General features: G+C 47.5%; 9 protein-coding genes. 7 read left to right on the plus strand and 2 right to left on the minus strand.

From position 1 onward, the window contains the following. The first annotated feature begins 474 nt into the window (after positions 1–474). From D081_RS12310 to D081_RS12335, 6 genes are all read left to right on the plus strand, one after another. The gene (locus tag D081_RS12310; RefSeq protein WP_085024463.1) at positions 475–3,171 is read left to right on the plus strand and encodes an autotransporter outer membrane beta-barrel domain-containing protein; all 2,697 of its coding nucleotides are present in this window, start codon (positions 475–477) and stop codon (positions 3,169–3,171) included. A gap of 342 nt (positions 3,172–3,513) precedes the next feature. After that, positions 3,514–3,954 carry a hypothetical protein gene (locus D081_RS12315; RefSeq protein ID WP_085024464.1) on the plus strand — a complete coding sequence of 147 codons (441 nt, stop codon included), beginning with the start codon at positions 3,514–3,516 and terminating at the stop codon, positions 3,952–3,954. 130 nt (positions 3,955–4,084) lie between these two features. After that, entirely contained in the window at positions 4,085–4,333 is a 249-nt protein-coding gene (locus D081_RS12320) for a hypothetical protein (protein WP_085024465.1), read from the plus strand. Positions 4,334–4,369: 36 nt separating this feature from the next. Then, positions 4,370–5,095, plus strand: coding sequence for a hypothetical protein (locus D081_RS12325; protein ID WP_085024466.1), 726 nt, complete (start codon positions 4,370–4,372; stop codon positions 5,093–5,095). Between the two features lie 117 nt (positions 5,096–5,212). After that, positions 5,213–5,596: a hypothetical protein gene (locus D081_RS12330; RefSeq protein WP_085024467.1), complete on the plus strand. Its 384-nt coding sequence runs from the start codon at positions 5,213–5,215 to the stop codon at positions 5,594–5,596. A gap of 240 nt (positions 5,597–5,836) precedes the next feature. Further along, positions 5,837–12,241 carry an autotransporter outer membrane beta-barrel domain-containing protein gene (locus D081_RS12335; protein WP_085024468.1) on the plus strand — a complete coding sequence of 2,135 codons (6,405 nt, stop codon included), beginning with the start codon at positions 5,837–5,839 and terminating at the stop codon, positions 12,239–12,241. 65 nt (positions 12,242–12,306) lie between these two features. Here D081_RS12335 and D081_RS12340 read toward each other — a convergent pair whose 3' ends face one another. Together D081_RS12340 and D081_RS12860 are read right to left on the minus strand one after the other, a co-directional pair. Then, positions 12,307–12,537, minus strand: coding sequence for a type II toxin-antitoxin system MqsA family antitoxin (locus D081_RS12340; RefSeq protein ID WP_085024469.1), 231 nt, complete (start codon positions 12,535–12,537; stop codon positions 12,307–12,309). 2 nt (positions 12,538–12,539) lie between these two features. Next, complete coding sequence (locus tag D081_RS12860) at positions 12,540–12,671, minus strand: DUF4258 domain-containing protein (protein WP_198942005.1); 132 nt, start codon at positions 12,669–12,671, stop codon at positions 12,540–12,542. A gap of 296 nt (positions 12,672–12,967) precedes the next feature. On the opposite strand from D081_RS12860, the gene D081_RS12345 reads away from it, so the two are divergent. Then, positions 12,968–13,156: hypothetical protein (locus D081_RS12345; RefSeq protein ID WP_143272212.1), on the plus strand; the 189-nt coding region annotated here is incomplete at its 3' end.

Consider the following 13,156-nt stretch of genomic DNA (forward strand, 5'->3'; position numbering starts at 1 on the left):
TCAACCTCACTGCCTTTGCGGGCAAGAAGCGTGGCCTCACCGGCGGTGTGGGATTAAAGTATAATTTCTAAGGGGGGCACCTCATCCGTCAGCCTATCGGCTGACACCTTCCCCTCAAGGGGAAGGCATATTGAGGGGACACCTCATATACCCGAAGATTTATAAATAGCAGCTGCACGTTTTTGTGCAGCTGTTATTTTTTGCGTTTTTTTGCAAAAAAATGCAGTTTGGATGCAACAAAAAAACGTCAAAAAGTCTAAAAATCCATCACTTTTTCAAAAATCCCATCACTTTTTGATTTCCTATTGAATTTTTTGAATTTTCATGCTACTTTTTGTGTGAGTGTATGACCTCCCCTGGAGGGGGGACCAATTTGATCTGGCCCTTGCCATCAATATGTATATGCCCTCCCCTGGAGGGGAGGGGGGACCGTCCTTGGACGGTGGGTGAGGTGTAACAAGGAGGAAAATGAAAATGGAAACAAGGAAGTATAATAGTTCACCAGAGGGGGACATCAGCACCAGCAAAGCTAATAAGGGCAGGGGCTGGAAAGGATTAAAGGGGCAGGCTGCTCTGGCACTGGCTGTTTCGCTGTGGATAGCGGGGGGCGGTGTGGCGTTGGCGGAGGAAAATCCCGTCACCGTCGGAAGCAGCGAAACCGTCTACTATGTCTATAACGGGGAGAAAACAGATACGAGCCCTTCCGTCCCAGAACCAGAAGGCGACAAAACGGGATATAACACTATCATCGACGGCGGCAAGGTGAACATTGATGCTTACGGCGGCTATTCCTACAGTGGAGGAGACGCCAACTACAATACTGTCACGATCAAAAACGGCGGCAAGGTGTACGCTGATGCTTACGGCGGCTATTCCTACAGTGGAGGAGATGCCAACTACAATACTGTCACGATCAAAAAAGGCGGCATGGTGAACAGCGGGGTTTACGGCGGATATGCACGGACAGGCAACGCCAACTATAACAGCGTCACGCTGATTGGAGTTAATGTAAACAATGTTTTTGGAGGCTATGTGCTCTATGATACTGGAGGAGGAAGAACAAACATTCACAATACCGTGTCCATGACGGGCAGCACGGCAGAGAAGGTCTTTGGCGGATATGTTGAGTCCTACGTCACGGGCAATGCGCTGCACCTTTCCGGCGCGAACACCGTGAGCAAGACGATCAAAAACTTCGAGACGATCAACATAGGGAAAAGCCTCGACGAAAACGGAACGCTCGTAAATGTACCTGCGACATGGGGCACGCCTGTATTGACGCTGACAGGCGGCGACGGAGAAGGCATCGTGCGGAATAGCTACGGCAGAAAAGCGAAAATCGACGCCTCGGCATTGACCTTTGCCAATCCCGAAACCATAGCAAACGGGGCAACCATGAACCTGATTCAGTGCAATAACTCGGCTACCATTACCGCCGACCTTGCAGCGACCACAACGACGCATGTATACACTCTCACCCCGGTTACGGGCGTGACCGTGGACGCTGCACTACAGGGTGTACTGAGCATCCCCACCGAGAAAAACGCTCTGGTCTACACTGCGTCGAACAAAGTCACCAAGCTGAACCTCGGCGTGAACAGTAACAACGTGCAGGCTTCCATTCCGTGGAGTACGGGGACAACCTATTACACATTGCCTAACAGCTATAAATTCGCCTTCGATGGGAACACGGCCATCGACGCCTCAAAGCTGACCTTCACGGGACTGGACCAAACGGCAAAGACAGGCGATGCCATGACGTTGCTTTCGAATGCAACGGGAATCACTGGAGACCATATTACACAGCCCACAAAGACCTCCTACGAGTACGAGCTAACTCCTCTCACCGGCTTGATGATAAACGGCGCGGTGACGGGCCGAATCGCTGTGAACAGCGGCAACGTCAACTATCAGGTGACGGGGAATAATGCCAGCAAGCTCACCTTCACCGACGTGGAGTGGAAGGACAGCGGGGCCCTGCTGAATCATGCCACCACTTTGAGTAATGTTTCCTTTAACGGGGCAGCTGTAGATACCTCCAATATTAACTTTACCAATATAAAAGAGCTGGCCGCCAACAAGAAGATGACTCTGGTATCAGACTTTGGCGACAGTGTGGGCACCATCACCGGTACCAAGTACAAGGTGAGCACGGCACTGGAAGGTGAAGGTACGGCATCACTGGTAGGAAAAGATTTGATTTTCACTGCAAAAACTGGTACAGATGGCAAGCCTGATGTAAAGTCTGCGGAATGGACCCATAGTGCCGTAATGGGTGCAACTGCATCCGTTGCAGCACTTTCTGCTGGTAATGATTTTGTAGGCACTGCTACTGATGGCCTCTCCATGGGTTCCAACACCGGCACTGACGGGGTTTCCACCTTTGCCAATATGGGTGGCGGTTCTATGCGTCAGGAGACAGGAAGCCATGTGGACAGCCACACCTGGAATGCTATTCTGGCCCTTGGCCATCAGAATGAAAAGAAATCCGGCACTACGGAATATGGTGCCTTCTTTGAATACGGAATTGGGAACTATTCCACCTTTAATGGGGATATTAGGGGTGATGGTTCCATGCATTATACTGGCGGCGGCCTTTTGGGCAAGTGGACCAGCCCACGGAAGGACTATATTGAGGGCAGCATCCGTCTTGGCACCATAAAGGATGATGCTTCCAATGTGCTGACAGATGGAGCTGGCAATACTTACGGCTACAATACCAGTACCGGTTATTATGGCTTCCATTTGGGCTATGGCAAAATCTTTGATTATTCCGGCGGCCGTAGCCTTGATGTGTATGGCAAGTTCTTTTACAACCATCGCAATGGAGTATCCTTTGATGCTGGTGATCATTATGATCTTGATGCCATTAACAGCCAGATTCTCCGTCTTGGTGCCCGTTATTCCATGCGCACCAGCGACCAGTGGAAGTGGTATGGCGGCCTGGCCTATGAGTATGAATTTAATGGGGACGCAACAGGCTCAGTAACGGCGGTTGGTATTACTTCTGCCATCCGTGGTGCATCCACCAAGGGCAGCAGCCTCAGAGCTGAAATCGGTGCCACCATTACCCAGCCGGATTCCCCATGGACCGTGGACCTTAACCTTACAGCCTTTGCTGGCAAGAAGCGGGGCCTCACTGGCGGCGTGGGATTAAAGTATAATTTCTAAGAAGGACACCTCATCCGTCAGCCTATCGGCTGACACCTTCCCCTCAAGGGGAAGGCACATTGAGGGGATGATACCTCATATACCCGAAGATTTATAAATAGCAGCTGCACGTTTTTGTGCAGCTGTTTTTTTTTGCGTTTTATATGGAAAAAATGCAGTTTGGATGCAACAAAAAAACGTCAAAAGTCTAAAAATCCATCACTTTTTCAAAAATCCCATCACTTTTTGATTTCCTATTGAATTATTGGAATTTTCATGCTACTTTTTGCACGAGTAGATGCCCTCCCTGGAGGGGAGGGGGGACCGTCCTTGGACGGTGGGTGAGGTGTAACAAGGAGGAAAATGGAAACAAGGAAGTATAATAGTTCACCAGAGGGGGATATCAGCACCCATAAAGCCACTAATGGCAGGGGCTGGAAAAGTTTAAAGGGACAGGCTGCTCTGGCACTGGCTGTTTCGTTGTGGATAGCGGTGGGCGGCGTCGAAGCGGCGGATATTACCATCGGAACTGGCGGCGATGTCGCTTCCTGCGACTTTGTATACAACGGGCATACCAGCGGCACCGCCAACGACGATGCAGGCGAGCAATCGAACCACAGCACCACCATCACTGCAGGCGGTACAGTAAACTATAGTGCGTATGGCGGCAGTAGCAGCAATAGTAATGCTATAAGCAACAGTGTCACCATGACCGGCGGCAAGGTTAGTGGGCATGTCTATGGTGGTTATAGCAGCAGTGGCGAGGCGAGTCACAACAATGCTTCCTTTTATCCCCTTTTTTAATAATTTTGTATACATGAGCAATTTGAATGGGCTTTTTTATTGCCAGTGAAGAATTGTTTTTTATATCCGAAAAAATATAATTTAAGTAGAGAAATAAGTGGATAAATGATTTAAAATGGGGGTGTAAATCATGACCAAAGAAGAAGGGGTTAAAGCATTTGTTGACCTTGGTATGGATGAGGATGTTGCTATAAAAAGAGTAGATGATTTATACGAACTTGGCCCCGAAGGTTTTGAAATGTGCATGGATATTCAATTAAACTTTATTAAAATGTTGCCTGAGAGGGAATTTTACGGAAATGAAAAAATGGAGGTGAGTTATATTCCAAAAGGCCGCCTTGCTCCGTATCCAAAAGAGAAAAAAGAAGGCACCCGTTAATATTTTATCCATTTACACTAATATGTAGGTGATTATATGCAGGATAGATATGCTGGCGATGTAGGGGATTATGGAAAAATCGGATTATTGAAATGCCTGCAGGCTCAAGGCTTTACCATCGGCGTTAATTGGTACCGTGTTCCCGTTCTGGACAGCGAAAAGAAGGAAGATGGAACATTTAAGCAGCTTGATGGCAAATACCTTGTGCCGCCCCAAATACGGAAATGTGATCCCCAGCTGGCGGATATTCTTACTAATATGGCACGAAGCAAAAAGCGCTCTGTGGCCGAAATACAGAAAGCGGATTTAATTCCCGGGGCAATTTATTATGATGATTACCTCACCCTTGATGGCCGCCATGAATGGCATGAGAAGGCACTGAAAAGATTTAAGGATGTGGACCTTGTATTTATGGACCCGGACAATGGCCTGCTGGTCAAGTCCGTGGGCAAAGGCTCGGCCAGAAGTATTAAGTATGTTTTTTATGAAGAAGTGAAGGATTATATAGATGCCGGAAAGAGCGTTCTGGTCTACAACCACAGATGTAGAAAGCCGGAAAAGAAGTATTTTGATGATATTAAAGATAGGCTTTATGATAATGTCAAAATCAATAAAGGCCTGATACAAGCGATAACCTTTTCCAAGGGAACCACACGGGATTATATTGCCATCCCCGCCAGCCAGGAGCATTATGATATGTTCCGGACTGCATTTGCTGATATGAAGGAAAGCATGTGGGGAAAATTAGGTGTCTGTAGATAGTCGGTTGCGTTGGTCCTTTTTTAATCCAGCTTTTAAAGATTTTTTCATTTTGGAGGATTATAATATAGCATAGAGAAGGATAGATGGTTTCATATTGCGGTGTAAAGGATTAGTTGCATGAAGGATTTTGAAAAAGGATTAGTGGGGCTTTATGATGATTTAATGATTGGCCCCGGCTATACATTTGAAGATTTTAAGAAAAGCAGATATTTCTGCAATCAGGATGGTATACGCATCATAAATTTGGAGGAAAAGGTTTATATTGACGGCAGATGTTATCTGGCCAGTCTGTTCTTCAGAAATGGTGCCATATACATGCTTTCCTTGATATGCTGCGACAGGAAATTCTCAGAACTGGATGAGCCTAAAAGAAAGGCCTTTCATGATGAAATCTTGAAGGGCTACGGCATAGAGGGGAAACAAGAATATTCCTGGGGGAGTATTTCTTCAGACTATGATATGAGAGGAAATGTAAGCAGTATAAATCTAGTTTACAATTAATAATTTAATAACCAAGTGATGTTTGATGCGCTCTGGGAAAACCGGGGCGCTTTTTTATTGCCTTAGCTATGACAAAAATATTATAGAAGAAAAGTCAAATGGTCTAAAAATCGACCACTTTTTGCAAAAATCGACCACTTTTTGCAAAGTCGTTGAATTTGGGGAATTTTGGTGATATTTTTATCCTAAGAAAGTATGTGTGCCTCGGGGCACTGTATATATGCATGGAGGGTATGAATTATGGAAACATGGAAGTATAGAAGTCCACTAGGGGGGGACAAAACCTCTAATAATCGTTGGATAGGTCCAAAAGGACAGGCTGCTTTGGCACTGGCCATCTCGCTGTGGATAGCGGGGGGCGGCGCTGCATGGGCTGAGGAAATCAGTGTCAATACTGATACATCTATTGAGAACAACACCCATAGTGGAGACGGTTATAATTTGACTAAGGACAGTGATGGCACTGCGGGCAGTGGTGTTACCTTCACCGTGGAAGGACCTAATGGCAAGGTGGGGTATATCACCAGCAATAAAAGTGGCAATACCATTACCGTGGAAAGCGGCGGTGAGGTCACTGATAGTTATGGTGGTGATGGTATTACGGGCGGCGTTAATAATAACCAGATTACTATGGCGGGTATAGTTGAGAACAGAATTAACGGCGGTTATAGCGTGTTCGGTGAAGTTACCGGAAATCAGATAACTATCAGTGGTTGGGTTAAGGACTATGTACAGGGAGGGAACTCGGATTATGGTGCTGCCAAAGACAATCATGTAACCTTGCTTGCAGATGGTAAAGTTAAAGAATCTATATATGGCGGATATGGCAAAGTGGGTGCTGAGAAAAATACTGTGACCATTAAGGGGGGGGAAGTGAACTACCACGTTTATGGTGCTAAATCGACAGGTGGCGATGTCCTGGAAAACGAAGTCAACATCCAAGGTGGTACGGTGAAAAAAGATGTTTATGGTGGCTCTACCACTGCGAACGGTAAAATCGCCAGCGGCAATGTGGTCACCATCAGCGGCGGTAACGTGAAGGGAGATGTTTTTGGTAGTCAATCTGTTTATGGCAAGGCTACGAAAAATACAGTCACTATCAGCGGCGGTAACGTTAATGTGGAGGTTTATGGTGCCTTTTCTGGGGGAGGGGCCAGTGACAATGTGGTTAATATCAGCGATGGTCAGGTCGATTCGGATGTTTATGGTGGCTGTTCTACAGATGAAGATGCCACGGGAAATGAAGTCACCATCAGCGGCGACGGTAAGGTTGTAAGTGCGATTTATGGTGGTCATTCATTTAATATGAATAGCAGCGATGTGGCCGCGGTCAGCAATAATAAAGTCACTATCAGTGGCGGTACGGTTGAAGGTACGAATAGAGAGGCTGCAGTTTATGGTGGTAAATCCTATTCTGGCATGGCCACGAAGAATATTGTCACAATCAGCGATGGTGTAGTGCTGAACGATGTTTATGGTGCTGAGGCCAAACTAGAGGCCAGTGACAATGTGGTTACTATTAGTGGCGGTACGGTAGGGGACGTTAGTCCAGGGAACGTTTATGGTGCAAAATCGTCAAATTACGATGCCACAACTAACGCAGTCGATATCACAAATGGTGAAGTTAAAGGAGATGTTTATGGCGGCTGGGGCGAGCGAAATGCTACCAGCAATAAAGTCACCATTAGCGGCGACGGTAAGGTTAGTGGTAATGTTTATGGTGGTTATTCCAATTATAAAGCCACGGGGAATAAAGTCACTATCAGCGGTGGTACGGTTGCTAATGTTTATGGTGGTTACGGTGTGCAGGGTATTGCCACGGGGAATATAGTCACCATAACAGGAGGAACAGTTAATGGGGATGTGTATGCCGGTTATTCCGATCACAGCAATGCTACTGGGAATACAGTAAACTTAGGCGGCGGGACTTTGACGCAAGGTCTATTTGGTGGAAATAAAGTCAATACTGACAATGTTCTTAATCTGTCCGGCACCAGCACTGTGGATGGTACGGTGGCTAAATTCGCAAAGATTACATTGGACAAGGATCTGGCATGGAACACCACCAATCCTGTGCTGTCAGCGGGAAGCTTTTCCAACTACGGTGGACTGGATATAACGGCGGCAACGAAACTGAATGCCACGACAACACCAGGCACCATGACACTGCTTTCCTCTGGCACCGACAATAATTTTAATACTTTGAATCTTACATATAAGAATGGTACGACCAGCTCCACGGTAACATTGAATGGTACGAAAACCAGCCAAGTGGTCAAGACTGGTGTGGGTGGTAGCAGTAAGGTCAATAATGTCACCCTGGACTATACTCCGACCCATACTGTGTCCCTTGATGCGGCCAACAGCTATAAAAATGTTAACTATACTATAGCGAACAATGTCAACAAAATCACTTTGGGCACCATTACCTGGAGCAAGGACGGCACTGCCAGGGCATTGACGGCAGGGGATTATACCTTTAATGACTCTACTGTTATAGATACATCCAGCTTTGAATTTAATACACCTTCGTATCTAGGTGCTGGGGACTCCATGACCCTGCTCAGCAATGCCACCGGATTAACTGCTGGTGACAATATTGCCCATAGGCAAAGCTATACCAATTATAATAATTGTATAAAGCTGAATGCCACATTGACTGGCAATATTACCAAAACTGCGAATACTTTGGGCTATATTGCCCAAGACACCACCCTTGATAGTGTAGACCTTGCCAACTGGAATGGCACAACCACAGAGGTCCCTGCTGGCTGGACCTCCAATCTTGGGGCAAATTCCGTTAAAGCGGCGGGCTTTACTGCGCCAACGATTAATGCTGGCCAGTCCAAGGAAATTATAACCACCAGCACAGCAAACTTTTTCAGCGACGATAAAATTACTGGGGCATTGAAATATGCGGCACAGGCCTCCAGCACGGATACAGCTAATGGCGTAGACCTGACCGGCTCCGAGTCCAAAGGCGTAAAAGCCTCCACTGATGGCAAGAACCTTATCTACGCAAGAAGTAATTTCAACGTCAGCAATATTTCCCTTGGTGAGATGACATGGGGAGAAGGACGCGCGCTGACAGGCGGCTATGACTTCGCAGGCGTGACAAATATCAACGCAGCTAACCTTAAATTTACAAATCCTGACGCAGTAACGGGGAGCGGAACCTTGCTTACGGGGGCAACGAATTTAGCAACAGGAGATAGCAGCATTGCCCATACGCAGACGTTTAATAAAACAATAAACGGTGCCACGCTGTCGGCCACCCTTTCCGGCAATGTGACCAGAGCAACTGCAGGACAAATCGGCTATACCGCTACGGGGACTGCACTTAACGGTATCAACCTTACTGGCTGGAATGGTACAACGGCCGCTGTTCCTACTGGCTGGAATTCAGCTCTTGGGGCAAACTCCATTACGGCAACGAACTTTGCACCGAATGTGGCCGCTGGTACAACAAAGGATATTTTGACAGCAACGACAAATGAGTTCTTCGCTGAAAATCAAATTGCGGAGGCCATCAAGTACAAGGCACAGGCCTCCAGCACAGATACAGCAAACGGCGTTACCCTTATTGGCTCAGAGTCCAAGGGTGTTACAACTGCGGACAGTGGCACAAAGCTGGTCTATAAGAGAAGCAATTTTAATGTAAACATGATTTCCTTTGGTGAGATGACGTGGGGAATTGGTCGAGACGGAAGCAGTGCTGGGTACAATTATTCCAGTGCCTATATGTCCTTAACTGACCTGAAATTTGCGAACTGGAAACCCGAAGAGATTGCCGCGAATTCCTCGACAACTCTTCTGTTAGCCAATGACACTTTCTCAGCCAATAACATTCTTTACGGGTTCCCACCGGTTGAGATGAAATATTCCTACTCCGTTGCCCCAGTCTCTGGTGTGACGGTGGACGGTACGATCAACGGCAACGTATCGAATAGTGGGAACACTATCGTCTACACTGCGACGGAGAATCAAGCAACGAAGCTGACCTTTGGCAATGTGGAATGGAAGGAAAGTGGTGCACTTATCAACCATGCGACAGATGCAACAAAGAACATCAACTTTGCCGGGGCGGCTGTAGATACTTCCAATATTAACTTTACCAATATCTCCAAGCTGGATGCCAACAAGAGGATGACTCTGGTGTCTGATTTTGGTACGGCGGTTGTCACGCCTACTGGTTCCAAATACAAGGTAAATTCCATCTTGCAGGGTGAAGGTCATGCCTTCTTCGAAAACAACAATCTCCTGTATTTGGTGACCAAGGGAGTTGACGGCAAGGCTGATGTCAGCGGCAATACAGAGGAAATAACGGGTGGCAAAACGGTGACGGAGGATGTTATCGGTGCCACTACTATCAGTGGTACAACGGAAAGCAACAAGGCCAATGTATCTGGGGGCAGCACAGTAACGGGTAATGTTATAGGAGCTGAGACTGAGAGCGGCCTGGTAAATAAGAACGAGGCCAATGTCGTCGGCGAAAGCAAGATAAACGGCAATGTAGAGGCGGCCCAAACGAAAAGCGGCAATGCCACAGCCAATATTACCAATGTAGAAAACAGTAATGTGACAGGCAGTGCAGTGGGAGCTGTAACCGACAGCGGCCTGGCCACTGGCAATGTGACCAATGTCAGCGGTGGCAGTGTCGGTGGCGATGTAGCCGGTGCCACAAGCGACAGCGGTACTGTCAGCCAAAAAAATCAGGCTAGTGTAGTTAATGCCACTGTAGTCGGCAATGTTTATGGCGGCAAGAGTACCAGCGGTGAGGTAAATACAAATATTGCCAATGTATCTGGTGGTACAGTAAATGGCAGTGTCTATGGCGGCCAGACTAATGGCGACAAGAAGGCTGACGGCAACCAAGTGAAGCTGGAACAAGAGGCCAAAGTACAGAAGGATGTCTACGGCGGTTACAGCCAGCAGGGTACCGCCACCGGAAATGAAGTAACAGTGGATGGAGCCACAGTAGATGGCACCATTTACGGTGGTAAGAGTAAGGATAAGTCCGACAATAACTCCGTAGAGCTGGATAATGGTACAGTAGGGTCCATTATTGGCGGTGGCTGTGAAGAAGCCAGCGGCAACATCATAATCATCATCGGCGGTGAAGTTCTGGACGGGGTCTATGGAGCCAAGGCGGGTTCCTCCGCCACCAACAACACCATTACCATGTCCGGGGGCAAGGTGAATAATGTTCTCTATGGCGGTTATACGGAAAGTGCCACTGGTGTTACCACTGGCAATACAGTTAAGCTCTATGATGCCGCCGATGTGTCCAATGCCAGCGTATTTGGTGGCAACGGCAGTGATATTACCGGCAATGTCCTGAACATCGGTACTATGATAAACGATGTGGCCCACAGCTGGTCTGGTGGTGGTCAGAGTGTAAAGAATATCGCCAACTTTGAAACCATGAACTATGTGGCAGTTCCTTGGAGCAAAGATAAAGCAGCCGTTACCATTTCCGATGGCACGGCTACGGACCTGTCAGCTACCAAGGTCAGTGCAGACAAGATTCATTTCACCGATACCACAGCACTGAAGGACGGCGACACCATGACCCTGCTGGATGAGCAGAAGGTGTCGGCAGACAAGCGGGTAAAGGACGGAAATATTACCAAGGAAAGCGAGTATACCGCTGGCAGTACCCTTAAGGGTACCGGTGTATTGTCAATGGATGACAGCGGTAATGTTATCTATAAGGTTACTGACAAGAGTGCCAACGATCTGCCCCATAACACCGTTATGGGGGCGGCGGCATCCATGGCAGCTCTGTCCGCCGGTAATGATTTCGTCGGCGCAGCTGTAGATGGTCTTTCCATGGGCTCCAACACCGGCACTGACGGTCTGGCAACCTTCGCCCAGATGGGCGGCGGCACCATGCGTCAGGAGACGGGCAGCCATGTGGACAGCCACACCTGGAATGCCATTCTGGCCCTTGGCCATCAGAACGTGAAGAAGTCCGGCACTACGGAATATGGTGCCTTCTTTGAATATGGAACTGGAAACTATTCAACCTTCAATGGGGATGTTCGTGGTGACGGCTCCATGCACTATACTGGCGGCGGTTTATTGGGCAAGTGGACCAGCCCACGGAAGGACTATATCGAGGGAAGCATCCGTCTGGGCAGCATAAAGGATGATGCATCCAATGTCCTTACGGATAATTTGGGCAATGCTTACGGCTACAATACCAGTGCCGGTTACTATGGCTTCCATTTAGGCTATGGTAAGGTCTTTGATTATTCCGGCGGACGGAGCCTTGATGTATATGGCAAGTTCTTCTACAACCATCGCAACGGCGTGTCCTTTGACGCTGGCGGCCACTATGATCTGGATGCCATCAACAGCAAGATTCTCCGTCTGGGTGCCCGCTACTCCATGCAGACCAGCGACCAGTGGAAATGGTATGGCGGCCTGGCCTACGAGTATGAATTTGGCGGCGAAGCCACCGGTACTGCTGACGGCATAGCCATCCGCGGTGCAGAAACCAAGGGCAGCAGCCTCCGGGCCGAGCTGGGTGCCACCATTACCCAGCCTAATTCCCCATGGACCGTGGACCTCAACCTCACTGCTTTTGCGGGCAAGAAACGTGGCGTCTCCGGCGGCGTGGGATTAAAATATAATTTCTAAATTGCTTCCAAATACAAAAGGGATTCCCTGTGCGTCTGGGAATCCCTTTAAAGTTTACAAGATAATTATGCCGCATATTTTCCATAATCTACTACAGCAATATCGCTTAATGCTTTTTTAGCTTGCTCTATAATTGCTTCTAATTTACGGATTGTATCGCCAGTATAGATAACTTCGGCACATTCCTCACATTTATAGCAAGGAACATTACGCACGATTATTAGGCAGTTGCCTAAATCTGTAACATCAGTAGTAAAACCTTTTACGGCATCGGCACCACATTTCATGCACTTCATGGTTACTTCTCCTTTCGTTTTGTGAAATCAGCTGTCCATTTATTTTCATCTGGCCAATAGGCAGTAATGATATATAAAAAATCATCATCAGCACTTACTACTATATGCAAAAATTTTCCATTTTCAATTTGCATACACGATTCACTCCCTGCCACAATGATATCATGAAAGATAGGAAAAATCCATTTTATCCGGTGTTAACGGGTACTCTGCGAAATCCCTAAGGGACTAGGAGCAAAGCTCCGTCGCAGAGCGTTTTCTTTTTTACGGTCTCAGACATAACAAAAAATATTATAGAAGAAAAGTCAAATGGTCTAAAAATCGACCACTTTTTGCAAAGTGGTTGAATTTTTTGAATTTTGGTGCTATTTTTATCCCAAGAAAGTATGTGTGCCTCGGGGCACTGTATATATGCATGGAGGGTATGAAAATGAGAACGGAAAAACATAGAAGTCCACTGGAAAAGGACAACAGCACCAGTAAAGCCAATAAGGGCAATGGCTGGAAAGGATTGAAGGGACAGGCGGCTCTGGCACTGGCCGTTTCGCTGTGGATCGCGGGCGGAAGCGTCGAGGCGGCGGTGGAGGATGGTTGGCTTTTCCTCCAAGTTGACAATAAC

It is taken from the genome of Anaerovibrio sp. JC8 (assembly GCF_002100115.1).
Classification (GTDB): domain Bacteria; phylum Bacillota; class Negativicutes; order Selenomonadales; family Selenomonadaceae; genus Anaerovibrio.

Excerpts from the sequence above, each read along its gene's own strand:
- D081_RS12310 (WP_085024463.1), top strand. The coding sequence starts at position 475 with ATGGAAACAAGGAAGTATAATAGTTCACCAGAGGGGGACATCAGCACC.
- D081_RS12315 (WP_085024464.1), top strand. The coding sequence starts at position 3,514 with ATGGAAACAAGGAAGTATAATAGTTCACCAGAGGGGGATATCAGCACC.
- D081_RS12320 (WP_085024465.1), top strand. The coding sequence starts at position 4,085 with ATGACCAAAGAAGAAGGGGTTAAAGCATTTGTTGACCTTGGTATGGAT.
- D081_RS12325 (WP_085024466.1), top strand. The coding sequence starts at position 4,370 with ATGCAGGATAGATATGCTGGCGATGTAGGGGATTATGGAAAAATCGGA.
- D081_RS12330 (WP_085024467.1), top strand. The coding sequence starts at position 5,213 with ATGAAGGATTTTGAAAAAGGATTAGTGGGGCTTTATGATGATTTAATG.
- D081_RS12335 (WP_085024468.1), top strand. The coding sequence starts at position 5,837 with ATGGAAACATGGAAGTATAGAAGTCCACTAGGGGGGGACAAAACCTCT.
- D081_RS12340 (WP_085024469.1), bottom strand. The coding sequence starts at position 12,537 with ATGAAGTGCATGAAATGTGGTGCCGATGCCGTAAAAGGTTTTACTACT.
- D081_RS12860 (WP_198942005.1), bottom strand. The coding sequence starts at position 12,671 with ATGCAAATTGAAAATGGAAAATTTTTGCATATAGTAGTAAGTGCTGAT.